A 20,203-nucleotide genomic window follows, 5' to 3' on the forward strand; every position below is an offset into this window, starting at 1 on the left:
GGGGGGGGGGGGGGCGCGCCCCCCCCCCCCCCCCCCCCCGCGCCCCCCCCCCGGGGGGGGGGGCCCGGGGCCCCCCCGCCTCGGGGGTTTGCCGGGTCAGCGGGTGACCGTCATCTGGGCCGGGAAGCCCGGACGGCCGGCCAGCTCGGTGGTGCAGTAGGCGCAGCGGACCGCGGCGGCCGGGACGGTGCTCAGGCAGTCCGGGCACTTGATCTTGGCGATCGGCTCCGGCGCCGGGCCCTCGAAGCGGGCCTGGAGCTTCACGACGGGCGCGACCACGCAGAAGTACACCACCGCGGCGATCAGGACGAAGCTGATCAGCGCGTTGAGGAAGGCACCGTAGGGGAACGTGGTGTCCGCGACGGTGAAGGCCTCCTTGCTGAAGTCGCCGACCGCGCCGGTGGCGACACCGATCAGCGGGGTCAGGAACGCCGTGACGAAGCCGGTGACGACCGCCGTGAAGGCGGCACCGATGACGATGCCGACGGCGAGGTCCACCACGTTGCCGCGGAGGAGGAAAGCACGGAAACCCTTGAACACAGGGCGCCTCAGTTCGTGTGATGGTGGGGAAGGGGGAAAACGCGCGGGCCGAAGCGGCCAGGGGGCGACGGCCCGGCGGGCCATGCTGCCGACTCCGCGGGCCCCGAGTCCACCCCGGTCACCCGTGGCGGTGAAACATCATATGGGCCGAGGGCTGTCCGGGGGATCTCGTCGGTGGCGGGCGGTACGGCCCCGGCGGGATCCCCCGGGCGGGCTCTACCGGCCGGGCCAGGTGTAGCCCAGTTCCTCGGCCCTTTCGCGACGGCCGCCGCAGACGACCGCCGAGGCCTTCACGTCCTCGTCGGCGAGCCGGCGCAGGGCCGCGGCGGCCTGGGCCTCGGGCGGGGTCCCGTCGTCGGTCACGTCCCAGCGGAAGTACAGCAGGTCGTCGTCCGGGGCCGGCTCGCGGCCGCCGAGGCCCGGCGCGTGGCGGACCGTGACGGCGGCGGTGTCCGGCCGGTCGAACACCGTCCCGCACCAGACCAGTTGGGTGTCCCATCGACTGAGCAGCCCGGGTCGCTCGGTGAGCTGTTCCTTGAGCAGCCGGGCGACGGTACGGGCGCGCCACGCCCAGGAGCGGTCGTCCGTCGCGCGCGTGAGCTCCGCGTCGTAGGCCTCCGCGTCGAAGCGCAGGGTCGGCGGAGGTGCGGCGGGCAGGTCCACGAGCGATGTGTTCGGACGCCGCCAGCCGTCCCACACGACCGTGTCGCCGTCGCGGCGGATCGTGACGTAGAGCGCGCCGCAGCAGCCCTCGGTGCAGGACGCCTCCGCGAGGCACACCTCGCGCGGTTCGGCGTCGGCCCGCAACTCGCCCCCGTCCAGCAGGTGTTCGGGGCTGTAAGCGGGTCCCTGCCGGAAGAACTCCGCGACGACGGGGCGGCCGTCGACGAGGATGCGGGTCTCGACGCGGGCCCGGTCCCCCGGATCGGTGACGACGACCTCGAAGCGGAGCCCGTCGCGGGCGGGCCCGGGCTCCTCCGACAGCCGCTGCCGCGTACGCAGGATCCAGTCCGCGCGGGGCGCGTCCATCGGCCGGTCGGGGTCGGGCGTGACGGCCGAGGCCCACGCGGGCTCGGCCAGGAGCCGGGTGAGCGTCGCGAGCAGGGCCTCGCGCCGACCGGGCGGCCAGCCGACCAGGACGCCGGGCCCACTGCGCAGGTCCAAGGCGATCGAGACCAGCATCGCGTGGTGGTCGAGGGTCGGCTCCAGAGCGCCCGACCGCGCGACGACCGCTTCGTACAGGGCGGCCGCTTCGCGATAGGACGGGACCTCGCTCCGGTCGTACGTACTCCCCATGCGCACCAGCAGCTTGCCCGCCTGGGCGGTCAAGACGCTGTCACTGAGGGGGAGTTGCCCGAGCAACTCGGGCAGCAGGGACGCCTCGGCGATGCGGCGCGCGGTGTGGCTGTCGACGCTGCCGGGCAGCACCGACAGTTCGGCCGCCGTCGCCTCCTGGTCGCGATTCCACAACGCGACGGTCAGGGGCCGCAGCTCGTCGCCGCGCAGGCGCATCGCGAGGTCGACGGCGCCGGCGGTACGCGGGTCGACGCGGTCGAGGGCCTCGAGGGCGAGGCGGGTGAGGTCGCGGACCGAAGCGAACGCCGCGAGGCACGCCACGTCCTCGGCCTCGCCGAAGCGCACGAGCAGCGCGAGGCCGACAGCCACGCCGGGTTTCGTGGTTCCGGTACGGGCCAGCCGCCGCCCGAACGCGCGCGCCGCGGCCTCGTCCGCAACGGGCAGGCCGGCTACGGCGAAGCGGATCAGGCGGACGAGCCGCGCCTCACGCCCGCCGAGTTCCGCCAGTCGGCCTTCCAGGGCCGCGACGTCGTCCGGCATCGGGTCGAGGGCGTCGCGAACGGCGGCCTTCACCTCGTCGACGGACAGCGACGGGCCGGAGGACTCGGGTGGTTTGGGGAGGGTCGGTTGCTCCGGAAGCCCGTCGGGGCCGTCCCGCAGCATTCCCAGCACGACGTCGTACAGGGCTGTCGGCTGAACGTCCTGGAGTTCGCGCGTCCCGCGCTCTTCCTGGGCGCTCACCGGCCGGTGTGGTGCTCGATTCCGTAGGTCATGCGGGCATCCTGCCAGCGGGCGGCCGGGCACGCGAACGGGTTTCGGGCGGCGCCGAAGACCGACGACACGGGACGACACGGGACGACACGGGACGACACCGGCTCGCCACGAGCCGGTGCCGTCCCCCGGGAGCGCTGCCGTCAGGCCGTCAGCACGCGCCCTTGTACAGGTACTTGCTCACGTCCGGCTGGTCGACGTTGTCCTTCGTCACCGCCACGAGGTCCGTCGCGATGCTCTTGGGCACCTGCTTCTTGTCGAGTGCCGCGACCGCCTGCTCGACGCCCTTCGCGCCGATGTCGTACGGCTTCTGCGCGATCAGGCCCTGGATGGACCCGCGCCGCAGCGCCTCGACCTGCTTGGGTGTGGCGTCGAACGCGACGAGCTTGAGCTGCCCGGTCTTGTTGGTCTGCTCGATGCCGGTGGCCGCGCCCTCGCCGCTGAAGACGTTGGCGGCGAAGATGCCGCCCAGGTCGGGGTTGGCGGCCAGCGTCGAGCTGACGATGGAGGCCGCCTTGGCCGGGTCGTCGTCGTTGTACTGGACGCCCAGGTAGGTGATGCCGGGGTGCTTCTTGATCTCGGTCTCGAAGCCCTTCAGGCGCGCGTCGGTCGTCGAGATGCCGGGCTTGACGCTGATGGCGGAGACCTTGCCCTTGTCCCCCATCAGCTGTGCGAGGGTGCGGGCGGCGAGCGCTCCGCCCTGCTCGTTGTCGGAGGAGATCGAGGTCTCGCGGATGCTGTCGTCGTCGAGCTTGGTGTCGACCTCGATGACCTTGGCGCCGCGGGACTTGAGCTGCTGCTCGGGCTGGCGCAGCGCCGCGGTGTCGGTGGGGGCGATGAGGACGGCGTCGGGGCCCTTGGCGGCGACCGCGTTCACGACGGGCGTCTGGAGGGACGCGTCCCACTTGTCCGCGCCGGTGACGTCGAGCTTGACGCCGAGCTCCTTGGCCTTGTCCTGGGCGCCGCAGGCCATCGAGATGTAGAACTCGTCGCCCTTGACGCCCTGGATGAACGTGATTTTGCGGCCGCCGCCGGAGTCGCTGTCGTCGCTGCAGCCGGTGATCGCGGCGATCGCGCTGAGCGCGGTGACGGCGGCGGCGTAGGTGGTTCTTCTCATCTTCATCGCGGTCGGCCTCCTGGCACGCGGTGTGGGACGGGCGCTGGCGGGGGTGGTGGCGCGCGGAACGGTGGTGCGGAGCGTGGAGCGATGGGGTGGGGCGTTCGGTGCGAGGGAACGCCCGTGCGGGCTAAGCGCGTTGGGTGGCGCGGCGGCGCAGCTGGTCGGCGTACACCGCGGCGATCAGGACGCCGCCGACGGCGACGCTCTGCCAGTACGGCTGGACCCCGAGGATGATGAAGCCGTTCTGCAGGATCGCCGGGATGAACACGCCGATGAGCGTGCCGACGATGGTGCCGACGCCGCCGAACAGGCTGGTGCCGCCGAGGACGACGGCCGCGATGGCGCCGAGCGAGTCGTTGGTGTGGCCGCCGATGGTGGTCGTGGTGAAGCGGGCGAGCGACAGGATGCCGGCGAGGCCCGCGAGCAGGCCGCACAGCGCGTACACCTTGATCAGGTGGAGCTCGACGGGGATGCCGGCCCGTCGGGCGGCCTCGGCGTTGGAGCCGATGGCGTACGTGCGGCGTCCGAAGCGGGTGGTCGCGAGGGCGAGCGCCCCGAGGACGGTGACCAGCAGGGCGATGACGACGAGCCACGGGACGCCCAGCACACGCCCGTTGCCGATGGTGTCGCTCAGCCTGGTCGGGACGCCTCGGACGTCCTGGCCCTCGGTCATCACCTGCGCGAGGCCGAGCGCCATGCCGAGGCTGCCGAGTGTGACGATCAGCGCGGGCACTTTGGCCTTGGCGACGAGGAATCCGTTGAGCGCGCCCCAGGCGGCGCCGGCGGCGAGCCCGGCGAGCAGGCCGAGCAGGATCGGCCCCCATCCGGCGTCCACATCGGAGATCCCCGTCATCGTCTTCGCCGCGACGACGCCGGAGAAGACGAGGACGGAGCCGACGGACAGGTCGATGCCGGCGGTGATGACGACGTACGTCATGCCGACGCCGATGATCAGCAGCACCGCGGCATCGGTGGCGACGTTGCGCAGGTTGAAGGTGGTCGGGAAGTGCGCGGGCTTCATGATCGAGAACGCGGTCATGAGCACGAGCAGGACGAGGAACGTCCACGCCGAGTTGGTGCGGACGAGGCGGCGCGCCAGGCGGCGGGCGGTGTCGGACAGGTCGGGGCGGGGGTCTGGCGCGGTCACGGTCTCGTCCTTCACGTCGGCGGAACTCGCCGCTTCTCCGGCCGACTTCGCGGTCGACGTCGTGGTGGCGGCCGCGTCGTCGCCCGGTCCGGGCCCGGTGTCCGTCGTGGTCTCTCCGAGGCTCATGCCGCTCTCCCTTCGTCCAGTGCGCCCGTCATCGCGCCCACGAGTTCCTCGACCGAGGTGTCGGCGGCGGTGAACGTCGCGACGCGCTGCCCGAGCCGCAGCACCTCCACGCGGTCGGCGACCGACAGGACTTCGGGCATGTTGTGGCTGATCAGCACCACGGAGGTGCCGGCGTCGCGGACCTTCCGGACGACGTCGAGGACGCGGCCGCGCTGCAGCACGCCGAGCGCGGCGGTCGGTTCGTCCATGAACACGACCTTGTCGGCCCATGCCACGGCGCGCGCGATGGCGACGCTCTGCCGTTGGCCGCCGGACAGGGTGCCGATGGGGGCGTCGATGTCCTGGAGTTCGACGCCGAGGCGGGCGAACGCGTCGACCGCGCGGCGGCGCATCGCGGCCTTGTCGAGGACGCCGAGGCGTCCGGCGAGGCCGCGGCGGAGCAGTTCGCGGCCGAGGAACAGGTTGGCGGCACCGTCGAGGTCGGGGGCGAGCGCGAGGTCCTGGTAGACGGTCTCGATGCCCAACCGCTGTGCGTCCGTGGGGCGTTCGAGGGTGACGGGCGCACCCTCGAACAGGATCCCGCCCTCGTCGGGGCGCGCCGCTCCCGCGAGCACCTTCGTCAGCGTGCTCTTGCCCGCGCCGTTGTCGCCGATGAGCGCGACGACCTCGCCGGGGAAGACGGTGAAGTCGGCGCCGCGCAGGGCCTGCACTTGTCCGAAGCGTTTGACCAGGCCGCGGCCTTCCAGCAGGGGTTGCACGTGCCCAACTCCTCACGATGGCGGTGGTGTTCGCGCGGATCGCGCGCCTTCGTGCAGGTCGCTAGAGCGACTGACAACGATGTCAGTACAGTGGAGGCACCCGGAGAGCCTGTCAAGGGTCTGGAACGCATCAAGACGGTTGGTCAATCGGGGTAAACAGGACCCTTGTTGGCCGTTCTCCCCGGGCGGAGCCGAGACGCGGGGCGCCGTTCGTCGAGCATGTCGACATACGGACGGCCGCGCCCTATCCTCGCCTGACAACGATGTCAACGAGGGGCGGGCCTGACATGCAAGCCGCTGGAACGCCGGACACACCCGGCCAACCGTTGTGGCTGGACGCCGAGTTCGCACGGGTCGTGGAGTTCGCCAGAGGCGCCCGCCTGGAGACCGGCGGCTTCGGGTGGCTCGGGGACGACGGCGTCCCCGTCCCCGACGAGGCCGTGCACACCTGGATCACCGCCCGCATGACGCACGTGTTCGCCCTCGCTCACCTGCGCGGACTCCCCGACACCGCGCCGCTGGCCGACCACGGGGTCACCGCGCTCACCGGACTGCTGCGGGACGGCGAGCACGGCGGCTGGTACACGTCGGTCAAGCGCCACGGACGCAACACCCCGCTCGAACTCGCCGGTCAGCCCGCCTCGTTCGGGAAGCGGGCGTACGACCACGCCTTCGTCGTCCTGGCCGCCTCCAGCGCGGCGGCCGCGGGACGCCCCGGCGCGGACGAGCTCCTCGCCGACGTGCTGGAGACCGTGGAGCGCCGGTTCTGGAGCGAGCCCGAGAGCGCGTGCGTCGAGACGTGGAGCCTCGACTGGGAGTGGCGCGACCCCGCTTACCGGGGCGCCAACAGCAACATGCACTTCGTCGAGGCGTTCCTGGCCGCGGCCGACGTGACCGGGGACGACCGGTGGCTCCGCCGCGCGCTGCGGATCGCCCAGAAGCTCGTCGACGGACACGCGCGGGCCAACGGCTGGCGGCTCGTCGAGCACTTCGACGGCGACTGGCGGCCGCTCCCCCGCTACAACCGCGAGCACCCGGACGACCCGTTCCGCCCGTACGGCGCCACCGTCGGGCACTGGTTCGAATGGGCACGGCTGCTGGTCGACCTGGCCGCGGCGCTGCCGCGACCCCCCGCGTGGCTCGTGGAGGCGGCCGTGGAGCTGTTCGGCGCCGGGGTGCGCGACGGCTGGCACGCCGACGGCCGCGACGGCTTCGTCTACACCGTCGACTGGGACGGCAAGCCCGTCGTCCGCGCCCGCATGCACTGGGTGGTCGCCGAGGCCGTGCTGGCCGCGGCGGCCCTGCGCGAGGCCACCGGCGAGCGTCACTACGATGACTGGTACCGCACGTGGTGGGCCCACGCCGACGCCTTCTTCGTGGACCGGGACCGCGGCAGTTGGCACCACGAACTCGACGCGGACAACCGGCCCTCCGGCACGGTGTGGGCCGGCAGACCCGACGCCTACCACGCCGTCCAGGCGACGCTGCTGCCCCGGCTGCCGGCCTCGCCGTCGGCCGCCGAGGCGCTGCGCCGCGGGCTGCTCGCGCCCTGAGCGGACCGCACCGGGGGTCGCGGGCCCGCCGCGGAAGCACCGATCGCACGCCGGACACCGACGCCCCGCGCCGGCCGCCCGAAAGGACACAGATGGTCAACGCGACGCCCCCGGAACGGCCCCGCGGCCGCGGCCGCACCACCATGCGGGACGTGGCCGCCATCGCCGGCGTCGGCATCAAGACCGTGTCGCGCGTCATCAACGGCGAGCCGAACGTCAGCGCCGCCAAGCAGGAGGCGGTCCTCGCGGCCGTCGCGCAGACCGGCTTCCGGCGCAACGACAGCGCGGCGCTGCTGCGGCAGGGCCACACGTCCAGCATCGGGCTGGTCCTGGAGGACGCCGCGGACCCGTTCTCGTCGGCGCTGACCCGCTCGATCCAGGACGTCGCGCACCAGCACGGCACCGTGCTGTTCAGCGCGTCGTCGGCCGAGGACCCGGTGAAGGAGCGCGACCTGGTCCTGGCGCTGTGCGCGCGCCGCGTGGACGGGCTCATCGTGGTGCCGGCCAGCGGCAGCCACACGTACCTGCTGCCGGAGATCGACGCCGGCATGGCGTGCGTGTTCGTGGACCGGCCGCCGGACGGCATCGAGGCGGACACCGTGCTCGTCGACAACGTCGGCGGCGCGCGGGCCGCCGTCGAGCACCTGGTCCGGCACGGTCACCGGCGCATCGCGTTCATCGGCGACCGGCTGGAGATCTTCACCGCGCGCGAGCGCCTGCGCGGCTACCGCGAGGCGCTGGCCGAGACTGGGATCGCGTTCGACCCGCGGCTGGTGTTCAACGGGCCGGCGTACGGGGAGGAGATGCCGGCCTGGCTGCGCGGCATGCTGGCGGGGCCCGATCCGGCGACCGCGCTGTTCTGCGGCAACAGCCGGTTCAGCGTCGAGGCGATCCGCGAGATCTCGCGGGCGCCGCAGCGGCCCGCGCTCGTCGGGTTCGACGACTTCGAGCTCGCCGACCTGCTCACGCCCGGCGTGACCGTCGTGTCGCAGGACCCGTTCGGGCTCGGCAGGGCGGCGGCGCAGCTGCTGTTCCGGCGGCTGAACGGCGACGCGACACCCGTCCAGCACATCCACCTGCGCACCAAGCTCATTCCGCGCGGCTCCGGGGAGGTCGGTCCGTGATCACCGTGGTGGGAGAGGCGCTCGTCGACCTCGTCCAGGCAAAGGGCGGGACGCCCGTGGCGCATCCGGGCGGGAGCCCGGCCAACGTCGCGGTCGGGCTCGGGCGGCTGGGCGCGGCGGTGCGGCTCGTGTCGTCGTTCGGGCTCGACACGTACGGGGAACTGCTCATGGCGCACCTCGCCGGCAGCGCGGTCACCGTGGTGCCGGGGTCGATGCGGGCGGGTCGGACCAGCGTGGCGCGGGCCCTGCTGGACGGGGCCGGGGTGGCGACGTACGAGTTCGACATCGCGTGGGACCTCGCGGCGGCGGTCGCGGAAGCGGCCGAGGCCGACTCGCTGCTCGCCGACTGGCTGACGGACGGGCCGCAGCAGTGCGACGACGCGGCGGGCCCGCCGGTGCCCGCCTCGCTGCTGGCCGACTCGCTGTGCCTGCACACGGGTTCGATAGCGGCGACGCTGGCCCCGGGCGCGTTCACCGTGCGGCACCTGATCGACCAGGCGCGCGGGCGGATGAGCGTGTCGTACGACCCGAACTGCCGCCCGTCGCTGATGGGCGACCCGGAGTCGGCCCGGCGCCGCATCGAGTCCCTGGTTGCGCTCGCCGACGTCGTCAAGGTCAGCGACGAGGACCTGGCGTGGCTCCACCCGCACCGCGACCCCGCCGAGGTCGCCGCCGACTGGCTCCGCAGCGGCCCGGCCCTGGTGGTCGTGACGCTCGGCGCCAAGGGCTCGTACGGCGTGTGCCGCGAGGGCGAGGTGTCGCTCCCGGCCACCCCGGTCGCGGTCGCCGACACGGTCGGAGCGGGCGACGCCTACACCGCCGGCCTCCTCGACGCCCTGCGCCGCCGCGGCCTGCTGGGCACGACCGACCTGGCAGCCCGGGTCACCCCGGCGCTCCTGGGCGAACTCCTGCGCGAGGCCTCGCTGGTCTCCGCCCTGACCTGCGCCCGCCCGGGTGCCGACCCCCCGACCGCCGCGGAGATCCGGGCACACCGGGGCTGAGACACGAAGCGGCCCCGGGCGGCCGTGAACGCCGGCCGACGGGGTCAGGCGGTGCGGTGCCAGGTCTCGTCGGTGGCGTCGGCCTCGCGGGGGCGTTCCAGGGTGGCGGCGTGGAGGCCGTACGGGGCCGGGTGGATCGCGCGGGTGAAGTCCATGATTTCGATGCGGTAGGGACGCAGGCGGAGCAGGACGAAGTCGTCACCGAGCGGGCCGTCCGGGAAGTACGGGGCGTGGGCGTCCGTCCAGAGGTCGGTGCGGCGGGCCGGGTCGTCGACCAGGCGGCATTCGGCGTGGAGGACGGCGTAGGCGACGGCCGTGCGGTCCTCGACCGCGTAGCTCGCGTCGGCGACGGCGCGTATCTCGTCGGACTTGCGGGTGCGGGGGCTGGTGGAGACCCACACGGTCGCGTCGTCCTCGACGAGGAGGTGCTGGACGAGGCGGGTCGAGTGCGCGGCGCCGCCGGTGGTGAGGAAGCCCAGCGGGTGGGAGCGCAGGGTGGTGAGCGCCGAGGCGAGGAGGTCGGCGGCGGTCGGTTCGGATGCGGTCATCGGTCCCCCTCTTGAGGTTTTGTTGAGGGCTGATACTAGAATATGAATTCAGATATGAGCTGTGTGGGGTGCGACACATGGGGCGCAAAGCGAAGTTCACCGACGACGACTTCTTCGACGCGACGCTGCGGGTCATCGCCCGCGAAGGCGCGGCGGCCTGCACGATCGCGGACGTGGCGGCCGAGCTCGGGGCGCCCGTCGGGTCGGTGTACCACCGGTTCGCGTCGCGCGAGGAGCTGCTGGCCCGTCTGTGGCTGCGCACGGTGCGCCGGTTCCAGGAGCCCTATCTGGTGGTGCTGGGCGCCGCGACCCAAGGGGACGCCGAGTCGGACGAACCGGTGCGGGCGGTGTTCCGATGGGTGCGGCAACACCCGGACGAGGCACAGCTGTTGCTGCTGCACCGCCGACGCGACCTGGTCGCGCGGATGCCGGACGGGCCGGGCGCCGAGGCCGCCACGCTCAACGACACGCTGGAGGAGGCGTTCAAGGCGTACGCGCGGCGCCGCTTCGGCCGTGCGGACCGCGCGGCGGTGGAGCGGGTGACGTTCGCGCTCGTCGACATCCCGTACGCGGCGATCCGCCGCCACCTCGGCGCGGGCGGCCTTCCGCCGCGCGGGCTGGAGGCGCTGTCGGTGCGGACGGCACGCGCGGCGTTGGCGGAGGACGGCACCGCCGACACGTAGCCAGGACCTTCGCCCACCCGCGCTCGGGCCCATGGTCCCGGTTTCGGGTGGCCTTGCGGCGGTACCCCCGCCCGCCCGGCGTGACGTGTGATGGATGGTCTGTGCATCTTTCGGAAGGCAGCGCATGACCGGCACCGTCCCCGCCCCCGCAGTGCGGCCGCAGACCTCGGCGACCTCCCCGGCCCCGGGGTCCGCGAAGACGTTCCTCGGGCACCCGCGGGCGCTCGCGACGCTGTTCATGACGGAGATGTGGGAGCGGTTCAGCTTCTACGGCATGCGCGCGCTGCTGGTGCTCTACCTGGTCGCGCCCACCTCGCAGGGCGGCCTGGGCTTCGACATGGCGACGGCCACGTCCATCTACTCCATCTACAACGCGATGGTGTACCTGCTGGCGCTGCCCGGCGGCTGGCTCGGCGACCGCATGTGGGGCGCGCGCCGCGCGGTCGGGATCGGCGGCGCGGTCATGCTGCTCGGGCACCTGCTGCTGGTGCTGCCCGGCACCGCGGCGTTCTTCGTGGGCCTCGCCGGCATCGCGGTCGGGTCGGGCACGCTGAAGGCCAACGTGTCGACGATGGTCGGACACCTGTACGACGGCCCGCAGGACCCGCGCCGCGACGGCGGCTTCACGATCTTCTACATGGGCATCAACCTGGGCGCGTTCGCCGCGCCGCTGCTGGTCGGCTGGATCGCCCAGCACGCCGGGTGGCGCATGGGCTTCGCGGTGGCCGCCGCGGGCATCGCGCTCGGTCTGGTCCAGTACGTCGCGGGGCGCCGCCACCTGGCCCCGGCGAGCTCGCGCGTCCACGCGCCGCTCACCCCCGCCGAGCGCCGCACCGTGCTGCGCCGCGGCCTGATGTGGCTGGGCGTCGCGGTGCTGTTCTACGGGATCGTGGCGGCGTCCGGCTCGCTGAGCGCCGGCTGGTTCACGTGGCCGCTGACGGTGCTGGGCCTCGTGGTCCCGGCGCTGTACCTGGGGCGGATCCGCCGGGACCCGGACCTGACCCCGGCGGAGCGGTCGAAGATGACCGCGTACATCGCGATCTTCGCGGCCGCCGCCGTGTTCTGGATGATCTACGACCAGACCGGTTCGACGCTCAACCTGTTCGCGACCGACCACACGGACAACACGGTCTTCGGCTGGTCCTTCCCGGCCACCTGGTTCCAGTCCCTCAACCCCGTCTACATCATGGCGCTGGCGCCGCTGGTCGCCGTGCTGTGGCGGCGCCTGGGGCGGCGTGAGCCGGGCACGATGACGAAGTTCGCGTACGGCCTCGTGGGCGTCGGCGCGTCGTTCGTCGTCATGATGCTGGCCCAGGCCGCGGCGGCCGACGCGCGGGTGACGCCGCTGTGGCTCGCGGCGGTGTACCTGATCCAGACCGTCGCGGAGCTGTGCCTGTCGCCGGTCGGGATCTCGGTGACGACCAAGCTCGCGCCCGCCAAGTACGGCAGTCAGATGGTCGGCCTGTGGTTCCTGAGCGTCACGGCGGGCGACTGCGTGGCCGCGCTCACCCAGCAGATCGCGGGGTCGGCGACCGGGTCGTCGACGTACTTCGCGATGCAGGGCGCGATGGCGATCGGGGCGGGCGTCGCCGTGTGGGTGTTCCGCAAGCGGATCCAGGCCGGCATGGGGCAGGTGCGCTAGAACCGGCCCTGGCAGCCGCGGCTAGCCGTTGCTCGCGCGGAAGCCGACCAGCACCGCGCCCCACCAGCAGATCTGCGACACGAGGGCGGTCCCCAGGCCCCACGCCATCGTGCGCCGCGCGGGTGGTCCGGCCCGGTCCGCGTCCGCCAGGCGCCTGGCGAGCAGGCCGGCCTGCAGCCCGTTGCCGGTGAGCAGGACGACGAACGTGAGCTTGGCCCACGTGAACGGCGAGTCGAGGTCGGGGCGCAGCAGCACACCGCTGAGCACGAGTCCGACGAGGCCCGCCCATATCGGGGTGTTGAGCCGGTTGGTGACGACGACCGCCTCGCGCAGATCGCAGCGCCCGGTGATCCACAGCAGGCCGTGGAAGTCGGCGGCGAGCACCGCGCCGAAGCCGACGACGAGCGAGGCGAGGTGGAGGAAGAGCGCCGCGGTGCGCAGCGGCGCGTCCGCGTGCAGGTGCGCCGAGGTCCACGCGGCCGCGACCAGTCCGAGGGACGCCAGGACCGCGGCGGCCGAGACCGTGAGCCACGAGTCGTGGACGCCGATCCGGCGCGGAGCGCGGTCGTCCGCGGGTCTTGCGGGGGCGGGCGACGCGGACAAGGGGGACCTCCGGGATGAATAATTTAGGTAAGGCTTACCTGGTCTCCCAAGGGCGGGTCAAGGCGATCCCCGTCACCCGAGCCGCCGAACCGGCGAAGTCCCCCGTGTCCCACCAGGTTTCACCAACCACCACGAAGGACACTCGGAAGGGATCGACCGTACGCCGAGGAGGACCCCTGTGAGCCCTGTGGATCACCTTGCCGACGCGGTGCTGCTCGCCGCCGCCGACGATCCGCTGCCGCTGGGTGTCGTGCTGCTGTGGGCCCGCGAGACGGCCCCGGCGCAGCAGCGCGACGACCGCGAGCTCGCCGCCGAGGTGCTGGACGAACTCCTCACGGGGGGCTGGGCGGTCGCGGGCAGCACCACGCCGTCCGGGTTCGCCCGCTGGGAGCTGGAGCCCGGCGAGGCGTACCGGCGGATCCTGCGGATCTGCGAGGAGAGCGAGTGGTCGACGTTCACCGACGCGCACGGCATCGTCGCGACGGACGAGGGCGTGGTGCGGGCCGACTCGGGCGGGGTGTCCTGACGGGCGTCCCGGAAGAGGCGCCGGAAGGTCCCGGATGGGTCCGGAAGTGCCCCGGAGGAGGTCCTGAACAGGTCCCGGAAAAAGGTCCCCGCGCGCCGATGAGTCCGCGGCACGGCGGCGGTCTTACCCCATGAAGACGGCAACACGGCGGGACACCGGGACACCGGGACACCGGGACACCGACCCCCATACAGCGGAGGCGACATCATGAGGAAGATCACCGCGGGCCTGTTCATCGCCCTCGACGGCGTCGTGGAGGCGCCCCACGAGTGGCACTTCCCGTACTTCAGCGACGAGATGGGCGCCGCCGTCGGCACCTCCCTCGAGGGCGCGGACACCATCCTGTTCGGCCGCACGACGTACGACTCGTTCGCCGGCGCGTGGCCGGAGCGCGAGGACGCGGGCGGCCCCGACGCCGGCTTCGCGAAGATCCTCGGCGACCTGCGGAAGATCGTGGTCTCGCACGGCACGCTCGACTTCACCTGGCGCAACTCGGAGCAGCTGGAGGGCGAGTTCGTCGAGGCGGTCACCGCGCTGAAGAAGCAGGAGGGCGGCCACATCGCGCTCAGCGGCTCGGTGTCGGTGGTCCGCCAGCTGCTCGCGGCCGGGCTGCTGGACGAGCTGCGACTGCTCGTGCACCCGATCGCGGTGCGCAAGGGCATGCGGCTGTTCGACGAGGGCGACACGCCGGTCCCGCTGACGTTGGTGTCGTCCGAGGTGCTGCCGAAGGGCGTGCTCAGCCTGGTGTACGCCCCGGCGGCGGGCGGCGAGGCGACGTACGAGGACGTCAAGCGGCACGTCCCGGTCGCCGAGGAGAACGCCGCGGGCTGACCCGCGCCCCGCACCCGACCCGACCCACCGAGGGGCCCGCGCCTGACGGCGCCGGGCCCCTCGGTCGTGCGCACCGCGCTCAGCCGGCTTCTCAGTGCGCGTCGAGGAACGCGGTGACGGCCTTCACGAACCCGTCGCCGTCCTCGAACGGGAGTGCGTGCCCGGCGTCGAACTCCTCCAGCGCGGCACCCGGGATCGCCGCGGCCACCGCGCGCTGGTCGGCGGGCGGGACGATCTGGTCGCGGCCGCTCACCAGTACCAGGGTCGGCGCGGTGACGTGCGGGAGCCGGTCGCGCAGGTCGGCGTCGCGGTCGGCGCGCAGCTGCGGGACGTGCCGCACGGAGACCATGCCGGCGAGGCCCTGCACGGACGCGGCGACGTCCTCGTTGTCTGCGCCCGCGGTGGCCTCAGGGCGGAACGCGGTGAGCTGCAGCAGCTCGCCGAGCCGCGCGGGGTCCTCGCGCAGCAGCCGCTCCCACAGCGCGAACTGGTACCGGCCGCGGGCGTCGGTCCGGGCCCAGGGCGCGTGCAGCGCGAGCGAGCGCACCCGCCGGGGGTGCCGGGCGGCGAGCGCGGCGGCGGTCACCGCGCCGAGCGAGTGCCCGACGAGGTGGTACGTGTCCAGTCCGGCGTGCTCGGCCGCGGCCGCGACCAGGCCGGCCAGGTCGTCCGCGGAGACGGTCTCGGGGCCGGTGCTGCCGCCGGATCCGACGAGGTTGACCGCGACGACGGTGTAGCGGTCGGCGACGGCGTCGATCAGCGGCTGCCAGTTACCGAGGGCGTCCGCGAAGGTGCCGTGCACGAGCACCAGGCCGGGGCCGGTCCCGGAGACGAAGTACTCGACCTCGGCGGGGCCGTGGGCGAGCGCGACGGGGAGGGTGACGGGGGCGGGGGTGGCGGGCATGGCGGTGTCCTCACGGTTCGTGGCGGGCGGTGGTGCCGGCTACGGGGCTTCCCGTCCGGCGGCGTGCCCTCAGCTTCGCGGCCCGCAGCAGGTGTACCCAGGCCCCCCGTTTGTGGGGGATGGCCCAGCATGGGACTGGAATAACCACCCTGGGCGGCGCGCTGTCGCGTCGGAGCACCGCCAGTCGCGCACCGCCTCGGGCCCGTCCCGTAGGAGGTTGCTGTGCCGCAGATCCTGGTCGACTACTCGGCCGATCTGGACTTCGACCGCGACGGCTTCGCGAAGGAGCTGCACCCGCTGGTCACCGAGGTCATCGACGTCGCGGTACGCGAGTGCAAGACCGTGTTCCGTCCGGCCGCGCAGTACCTGGTCGGCGACGGCTCCGAAGGCCGTGCGGTCGTCCTGGTCGAGATCAAGATCCTGGCGGGGCGCAGCGCGGGGGCGCGCGCCGAGCTGGCCGCGCGTGTCATGGAGCTGGTGCGGCGGTACGTGACGGTACCGGCCGGACTGGGCGTGCAGGTCACCGAACTGGACCGCGACATCTACCGGTTCGCGCACCACGACGGAAGCTGACGCCTCGTAGGCCTCTGGGATTCGTCGCGAACGGGCGGCGGCCGCACCGTGGATACGGTCGGCCGCCGCCCGTTCGTCTTGAGATCAGGGGCGGTCAGGGGCGGTGAGCCCGGATGATGAGGTCGGCGGTCTCGTCGGCGATCGCGCGGAGGCGCTTCGGGCCGAGCGGTTCGACGCCGTGCAGGCTCGCCACCCGGCCCTCGGTGGCCAGCAGCAGGACGAACTGCCGGGCGGCGCGGTGCGGGTCCGGCACGTCGAGCTCGCCCGCCGTGTCGCGGTCGGCGAGGTAGGCGGCGATGTCGTCCGTCACCTCGGTCGGGGCGTTGTCACGCCACAGCGACTGGAGTTCGGGGTGCCGGGCGATCTCGGCGATGGTCAGCCGGTGGAGGGCGGCGGCGTCGGGGGCGAGGACCGCGCGGAGGATGCGGACGCCCGCGGCGGCCAGGTCGGCGCGGGCGTCGCCGGTGGGGGTCGGCGGGCCGGGCCACGCGGCCGCGGGATCGGCGGGGCGGGCGGCACCGGCGGCCGCGAGGAACAGTCGCTGCTTGTCGCCGAAGTGGTTGTAGACGGTCTGCTTGCCGACGCCCGCGACGGCCGCGACCGCGTCGACGCTGGCCCCGGCGTACCCCTCACGCAGGAACACCTCTAGGGCGGCGCGCAGGATCGCCTCGCGCTTGGCCGGCGAGCGGCGGCGGGCGGTCGTCGGGCCTTCCGCGGTGTCCATGGCGGCGATCCTACCCCTTGCCAAGACTGGACGGTCTCGTCTAATTTCCGGAGTCGCAACGAGACTAGACGGTCTAGTCTTATTCTGGGGGTGACCGCCGATGAGCACGACAAGCCCGCACACCGCCGAGCCGGGCCGGGCCCGGGCCTCGACCGCTTCGACCACACCGGCCCCTTCGGCTCCGCGCGGCCGCGCCCTCGCCGTCGCCGTGCTCATGCTCGCCGTCGCGATGGACATGCTCGACGCCTCCGTCGTCAACGTCGCGCTGCCGACGCTGCGCGGCGACCTGCACGCGGGCGGCGCCGCGCTGCAGTGGCTCCTGGCCGGCTACACGCTCGCGTTCGCCGTCCTCGTCACCCTCGGCGGCCGGCTCGGCGACCTGTTCGGCTACCGCAGGATGTTCCTGATCGGCACCGCGGCGTTCACGGTGCTGTCCCTCGCGTGCGCGCTCGCACCGGACCCCGGCACGCTCGTGGCGGCCCGGACCGCGCAGGGCGCGGCGGCGGCGCTGATGGTCCCGCAGGCCGCGGCGCTGCTCCAGCTCATGTACGCGCCGCACGAACGCGCCAAGGCCATGGGCCTGTTGGGCCCGATCGCCGGGCTGAGCGCGGCCCTCGGCCCGCTGGTCGGCGGACTGATCCTGCGTGCCGACCTGTTCGGCGCCGGGTGGCGGCCGATCTTCCTGGTGAACCTCCCCGTCGGCGCGCTCGCCCTGGCCGCGGGCACGGCACTGCTCCCGCGCGGCCGCGCGTCACACGAAACCCGGCTGGACGCGCACGGCACGGTTCTGGCCGTCGTCGCCCTGACGTCGCTGATGCTGCCGCTCGTCGAAGGCCCCGGGCGGCACTGGCCGGTGTGGACCTGGGTGTGCCTGGCCGCGTCGGTACCGCTGCTGGGGCTGTTCGCGTACGACCAGCGGACGCGGGCCCGGCGGGGCGCGGCGACGCTGGTCGAGCCGGAGCTGTTCCGGTTGCGCTCGTTCAGCGCCGGACTCGCGGTGAGCCTGCTCGTGGAGGCGGTGCTCGGCGGGCTGTCGTTGACCACGACGTTCCTGCTCCAGGACGGGCTCGGGCTGGGCGCGGCCGCCGCGGGCCTGGCGACGCTGCCGATGGTGGCGGGCATGGTCGTCGGTGTGGCGGTGCTCGCCGAGCCGCTGATCCCGCGCATCGGGCGGCACGTGGTGACGGCGGGCGGAGTCGCGCTCGCTGCGGGGCTGTTCGCCTTGGCCTGGCCGGTGCACCACTACGGCCCGGCGTGTTCGGTGTGGGCGCTCCTGCCGGGGCTGACGGTCGCCGGGGTGGGCCTCGGCCTGCTGATGGGGCCGCTGTTCGCGATCACGCTGCAGGACGTGGGCGCCGCGCGGGCCGGGACGGCGTCCGGGACCCTGGAGTCCGTCGAGCAACTCGGCGGCGCCCTGGGGGTGGTGGTCGTCGGCGCGGTGTTCCTGCGGCACGTGGACGCGGGTGTCCCGAGCGCGTTCGGATGGGGCACGGCGGCGGCGCTCGGTGTCCTGGCCGTGGCCGTCGCGTTGGTGCCGTTGCTGCCGCGGCGGTTCCGGAGCGAGGACGAACTGGGGCTGGAGGCACGGCCGGAGGGGTGAGGCCTCGCCGGCTCCCGCGCCACTCACCCGTTCGGCAGGATCACCGCGCGGCCGCGCACCTTGCCCTCGTGCAGGCGCTTGTACGCGAGCGGCGCCTCGTCGATGCCGTACGTCTCGACGTGCACCTTCACCGCACCGGCCCGGGCGAGGTCCAGGACCTCGATGAGCTCGGCGCGGCTCCCCCAGTACGGGGCGGTGACCGTCGCCTCGAACGGCAGCGTCCCGAACCCGACCGGCAGCGCTCCTCCGCCCAGCCCGACGATCGTCACATCACCCTCGACCTGCACGGCCGCGCCCGCGGTGAGCACCGTGGGCGCGGCGCCGACGAAGTCCAGGACGACCTCGGCGCCGAGGCCGCCCGTCAGGCCCCGGATCGCGGCGGCCGCGTCCGCGTCGGAGACGACCGCCTCGTGGGCGCCGACCTCGCGGGCGAGCGCGAGCTTCTCCTCCGACACGTCGAGCGCGACCACCCGCGCCGGGGTGAGCGCCCGCAGCAACTGGATCGCGACGTGCCCGAGCCCGCCCGCGCCGATCACGACCGCCGTGGAGCCGGGCACCAGCTTCGGCAGCGACCGCTTGATCGCGTGGTACGGCGTGAGTCCCGCGTCCGTGAGCGGCACGGTCTCCACCGGGTCGAGGTCGCCCAGCGGGACCAGGTGCCGCTCGTGGTCGACGAGCAGGTACTCGGCGATCGCGCCGGGCGCGCCCAGCCCCGGCGGGGAGATCCCGAGTTCGCCGGCGCGCAGGCAGTAGTTCTCCTTGCCGAGCGCGCACTTGGCGCACAAGCCGCAGCCCCAGGGGCCGTACACCGCGACGGCGTCGCCGACCCGCACGGCCTGGACGCCGTCCCCGACCTCGGCGACGATCCCCGCGCCCTCGTGCCCGAGCGTGAGCGGCAGCGGGAACGACAGGCGCTCGGCGGGCATCTCCATGACCGCGATGTCGGAGTGGCACACCCCGGCCGCCGTCACCTTGAGCAGCACCTGCCCGGGCCCGGGCGTCGGGGTCGGCACCTCGGCCACCACGGGGGCGGCGCCGGGCTCGACGTACTGCACGGCCTTCATCAGGGTCCTCCGCAACGGGGTCGACGACGCGTCACCAACGTGAGTGTCCCGAGGCGTCGCAGAGGAAACGGGTCGACGGCCCCTGGTCCGCGCGGCCGGCGGTCAGTCGTCGTCGACGTGCACCGGCGGCAGTACGGCCGCGGCGCCGTGCAGTTTCACCAGTTGGACCGTCACCCAGAGCATGGCCGCCCACGGCGCGATCGCCGCCGGAATCGCCAGCTCGAGGTCGACGCCGTCCTCCGGATAGCCCAGCGCCAGCGGCAGCATGAGCGCGCCGCCCGCGGCGAGGAACGCGATCGCCGGCAGGTGCACGCGCGGATGGAACACGCGCAGGCGTTCGAGGTTGGCGAACGTCAGCCCTACGGTGAGGAGGATCGTCGGAACACCGGCGAAAGCCCAGAAGAAGATCATCGGGAACAGGGTGTCGAAGAACCCGAACGGGTCGTCCCGCACCCCGAGTTCGGGGTTGTCGGGCGCATAGAGGACATGCGCGTCGCGCCCCGGCGCGGGCAGACCGAGCGTGCGGACACCATGGACGGTCACCTGGCGGGGCCCGTCGGCGAACGGCACCGTAAGCACGACGGTCGACTTGTACTGCACCTGGTCGTTGATAGTGGTGCCGGTCTCCCCCGGCGTGCCCACCACGGCGTCGATCGGCACGGTGTGCGAACCGCCGCCCGCCGCCCGGACGTCCGCCGCCCAGCGGCCGTTCTCCCCGTCCGGCCCGACCACCTGGACGAGCGCTGCGGCGCCGCCCATCCCGATGACGAACGCGATGCCGAACCGCATGAGCCAGGCGGTCGTCCCACCGAGCTCCCGACCGCCCGCGTCGGCCCCGTCCAGATCGACGCGCGCAATCCCCCGCTGCCGGTACGCCGACACGCCGGCCCACGCCAGGACGAACACCAGCGCCGCCACGCCCGGATAGAGCATCGGCCCCTTGGGCGGAACCAGGAACAACGGAAGGTTGCCGACGACGACGGCGGCCACGGCGCAGGCGACGGCGAGGCCGCCCAGTATTCGGGTCACGGGGCGAGGGTAGAGGCCGGCAGACCGCAGGCGGGGGCTT

20 protein-coding genes are annotated in these 20,203 nt (G+C 73.5%); 9 read left to right on the top strand and 11 right to left on the bottom strand.

Features of this window, described 5'->3' with window-relative positions; translation table 11 throughout:
• Nucleotides 1–96 precede the first annotated feature (96 nt).
• The 5 genes from mscL to QI554_RS25725 form a co-directional block, all read right to left on the bottom strand.
• Complete coding sequence (gene mscL, locus QI554_RS25705) at nt 97–540, bottom strand: large conductance mechanosensitive channel protein MscL (protein WP_281472764.1); 444 nt, start codon at nt 538–540, stop codon at nt 97–99.
• 216 nt (nt 541–756) lie between these two features.
• Nucleotides 757–2,577 (bottom strand): hypothetical protein, encoded by a 1,821-nt coding sequence (locus QI554_RS25710; RefSeq protein ID WP_281472766.1) that lies wholly within the window; start codon nt 2,575–2,577, stop codon nt 757–759.
• Between the two features lie 181 nt (nt 2,578–2,758).
• On the bottom strand, nt 2,759–3,730 hold the full coding sequence (locus QI554_RS25715; protein WP_281472768.1) for an ABC transporter substrate-binding protein: 972 nt from the start codon (nt 3,728–3,730) through the stop codon (nt 2,759–2,761).
• Nucleotides 3,731–3,854: 124 nt separating this feature from the next.
• Nucleotides 3,855–5,000 (bottom strand): ABC transporter permease, encoded by a 1,146-nt coding sequence (locus tag QI554_RS25720; protein WP_281472770.1) that lies wholly within the window; start codon nt 4,998–5,000, stop codon nt 3,855–3,857.
• Complete coding sequence (locus QI554_RS25725) at nt 4,997–5,758, bottom strand: ATP-binding cassette domain-containing protein (protein WP_281472771.1); 762 nt, start codon at nt 5,756–5,758, stop codon at nt 4,997–4,999. The genes QI554_RS25720 and QI554_RS25725 overlap by 4 nt, the downstream gene beginning before the upstream one ends.
• 287 nt (nt 5,759–6,045) lie before the next feature.
• On the opposite strand from QI554_RS25725, the gene QI554_RS25730 reads away from it, so the two are divergent.
• From QI554_RS25730 to QI554_RS25740, 3 genes are all read left to right on the top strand, one after another.
• Nucleotides 6,046–7,311, top strand: coding sequence for an AGE family epimerase/isomerase (locus QI554_RS25730; RefSeq protein ID WP_281472773.1), 1,266 nt, complete (start codon nt 6,046–6,048; stop codon nt 7,309–7,311).
• Between the two features lie 92 nt (nt 7,312–7,403).
• Entirely contained in the window at nt 7,404–8,435 is a 1,032-nt protein-coding gene (locus tag QI554_RS25735; RefSeq protein WP_425528050.1) for a LacI family DNA-binding transcriptional regulator, read from the top strand.
• Nucleotides 8,432–9,436 carry a carbohydrate kinase family protein gene (locus QI554_RS25740; protein ID WP_281472775.1) on the top strand — a complete coding sequence of 335 codons (1,005 nt, stop codon included), beginning with the start codon at nt 8,432–8,434 and terminating at the stop codon, nt 9,434–9,436. The genes QI554_RS25735 and QI554_RS25740 overlap by 4 nt, the downstream gene beginning before the upstream one ends.
• A gap of 44 nt (nt 9,437–9,480) precedes the next feature.
• Here the strand turns inward: QI554_RS25740 and QI554_RS25745 are convergent, their stop codons facing one another.
• Nucleotides 9,481–9,984 carry a pyridoxamine 5'-phosphate oxidase family protein gene (locus tag QI554_RS25745; protein WP_281472777.1) on the bottom strand — a complete coding sequence of 168 codons (504 nt, stop codon included), beginning with the start codon at nt 9,982–9,984 and terminating at the stop codon, nt 9,481–9,483.
• Between the two features lie 77 nt (nt 9,985–10,061).
• On the opposite strand from QI554_RS25745, the gene QI554_RS25750 reads away from it, so the two are divergent.
• Together QI554_RS25750 and QI554_RS25755 are read left to right on the top strand one after the other, a co-directional pair.
• On the top strand, nt 10,062–10,667 hold the full coding sequence (locus QI554_RS25750; protein WP_281472779.1) for a TetR family transcriptional regulator: 606 nt from the start codon (nt 10,062–10,064) through the stop codon (nt 10,665–10,667).
• A gap of 124 nt (nt 10,668–10,791) precedes the next feature.
• Nucleotides 10,792–12,309 (top strand): peptide MFS transporter, encoded by a 1,518-nt coding sequence (locus QI554_RS25755; RefSeq protein WP_281472781.1) that lies wholly within the window; start codon nt 10,792–10,794, stop codon nt 12,307–12,309.
• 21 nt (nt 12,310–12,330) lie between these two features.
• Here the strand turns inward: QI554_RS25755 and QI554_RS25760 are convergent, their stop codons facing one another.
• Nucleotides 12,331–12,912, bottom strand: coding sequence for a hypothetical protein (locus QI554_RS25760; protein WP_281472783.1), 582 nt, complete (start codon nt 12,910–12,912; stop codon nt 12,331–12,333).
• Between the two features lie 178 nt (nt 12,913–13,090).
• Between QI554_RS25760 and QI554_RS25765 the strand changes: the two genes are divergently transcribed.
• Together QI554_RS25765 and QI554_RS25770 are read left to right on the top strand one after the other, a co-directional pair.
• Nucleotides 13,091–13,438 carry a hypothetical protein gene (locus QI554_RS25765; RefSeq protein WP_281472785.1) on the top strand — a complete coding sequence of 116 codons (348 nt, stop codon included), beginning with the start codon at nt 13,091–13,093 and terminating at the stop codon, nt 13,436–13,438.
• Between the two features lie 207 nt (nt 13,439–13,645).
• Nucleotides 13,646–14,269 carry a dihydrofolate reductase family protein gene (locus tag QI554_RS25770; RefSeq protein ID WP_281472787.1) on the top strand — a complete coding sequence of 208 codons (624 nt, stop codon included), beginning with the start codon at nt 13,646–13,648 and terminating at the stop codon, nt 14,267–14,269.
• A gap of 91 nt (nt 14,270–14,360) precedes the next feature.
• Here the strand turns inward: QI554_RS25770 and QI554_RS25775 are convergent, their stop codons facing one another.
• Nucleotides 14,361–15,173: an alpha/beta fold hydrolase gene (locus tag QI554_RS25775; protein WP_281472788.1), complete on the bottom strand. Its 813-nt coding sequence runs from the start codon at nt 15,171–15,173 to the stop codon at nt 14,361–14,363.
• 222 nt (nt 15,174–15,395) lie between these two features.
• Between QI554_RS25775 and QI554_RS25780 the strand changes: the two genes are divergently transcribed.
• Nucleotides 15,396–15,746 carry a 5-carboxymethyl-2-hydroxymuconate Delta-isomerase gene (locus tag QI554_RS25780; RefSeq protein WP_281472789.1) on the top strand — a complete coding sequence of 117 codons (351 nt, stop codon included), beginning with the start codon at nt 15,396–15,398 and terminating at the stop codon, nt 15,744–15,746.
• A gap of 94 nt (nt 15,747–15,840) precedes the next feature.
• Here QI554_RS25780 and QI554_RS25785 read toward each other — a convergent pair whose 3' ends face one another.
• A complete protein-coding gene (locus tag QI554_RS25785; protein WP_281472792.1) occupies nt 15,841–16,470 on the bottom strand; it encodes a TetR/AcrR family transcriptional regulator C-terminal domain-containing protein in 630 nt (209 codons plus the stop codon).
• 100 nt (nt 16,471–16,570) lie between these two features.
• On the opposite strand from QI554_RS25785, the gene QI554_RS25790 reads away from it, so the two are divergent.
• A complete protein-coding gene (locus tag QI554_RS25790; RefSeq protein ID WP_281472794.1) occupies nt 16,571–18,070 on the top strand; it encodes an MFS transporter in 1,500 nt (499 codons plus the stop codon).
• Between the two features lie 23 nt (nt 18,071–18,093).
• Here the strand turns inward: QI554_RS25790 and QI554_RS25795 are convergent, their stop codons facing one another.
• A complete protein-coding gene (locus tag QI554_RS25795) occupies nt 18,094–19,134 on the bottom strand; it encodes an NAD(P)-dependent alcohol dehydrogenase (RefSeq protein WP_281472795.1) in 1,041 nt (346 codons plus the stop codon).
• A 102-nt stretch (nt 19,135–19,236) separates the two neighbouring features.
• Nucleotides 19,237–20,163, bottom strand: a complete 927-nt coding sequence (locus tag QI554_RS25800; RefSeq protein ID WP_281472796.1) for a hypothetical protein — start codon at nt 20,161–20,163, stop codon at nt 19,237–19,239.
• Nucleotides 20,164–20,203 lie beyond the last annotated feature (40 nt).

The sequence above is a fragment of the Yinghuangia seranimata genome (genome assembly GCF_029953285.1).
Taxonomy (GTDB): Bacteria; Actinomycetota; Actinomycetes; order Streptomycetales; family Streptomycetaceae; genus Yinghuangia; species Yinghuangia seranimata.

What these genes read in the sequence shown, in the direction of transcription:
- QI554_RS25715 (WP_281472768.1), bottom strand. Translation starts at nt 3,730, where the DNA reads ATGAAGATGAGAAGAACCACCTACGCCGCCGCCGTCACCGCGCTCAGC.
- QI554_RS25745 (WP_281472777.1), bottom strand. Translation starts at nt 9,984, where the DNA reads ATGACCGCATCCGAACCGACCGCCGCCGACCTCCTCGCCTCGGCGCTC.
- QI554_RS25755 (WP_281472781.1), top strand. Translation starts at nt 10,792, where the DNA reads ATGACCGGCACCGTCCCCGCCCCCGCAGTGCGGCCGCAGACCTCGGCG.
- QI554_RS25790 (WP_281472794.1), top strand. Translation starts at nt 16,571, where the DNA reads ATGAGCACGACAAGCCCGCACACCGCCGAGCCGGGCCGGGCCCGGGCC.
- QI554_RS25770 (WP_281472787.1), top strand. Translation starts at nt 13,646, where the DNA reads ATGAGGAAGATCACCGCGGGCCTGTTCATCGCCCTCGACGGCGTCGTG.
- QI554_RS25735 (WP_425528050.1), top strand. Translation starts at nt 7,404, where the DNA reads ATGGTCAACGCGACGCCCCCGGAACGGCCCCGCGGCCGCGGCCGCACC.
- QI554_RS25795 (WP_281472795.1), bottom strand. Translation starts at nt 19,134, where the DNA reads ATGAAGGCCGTGCAGTACGTCGAGCCCGGCGCCGCCCCCGTGGTGGCC.
- QI554_RS25720 (WP_281472770.1), bottom strand. Translation starts at nt 5,000, where the DNA reads ATGAGCCTCGGAGAGACCACGACGGACACCGGGCCCGGACCGGGCGAC.
- QI554_RS25750 (WP_281472779.1), top strand. Translation starts at nt 10,062, where the DNA reads ATGGGGCGCAAAGCGAAGTTCACCGACGACGACTTCTTCGACGCGACG.
- QI554_RS25730 (WP_281472773.1), top strand. Translation starts at nt 6,046, where the DNA reads ATGCAAGCCGCTGGAACGCCGGACACACCCGGCCAACCGTTGTGGCTG.
- QI554_RS25775 (WP_281472788.1), bottom strand. Translation starts at nt 15,173, where the DNA reads ATGCCCGCCACCCCCGCCCCCGTCACCCTCCCCGTCGCGCTCGCCCAC.
- QI554_RS25785 (WP_281472792.1), bottom strand. Translation starts at nt 16,470, where the DNA reads ATGGACACCGCGGAAGGCCCGACGACCGCCCGCCGCCGCTCGCCGGCC.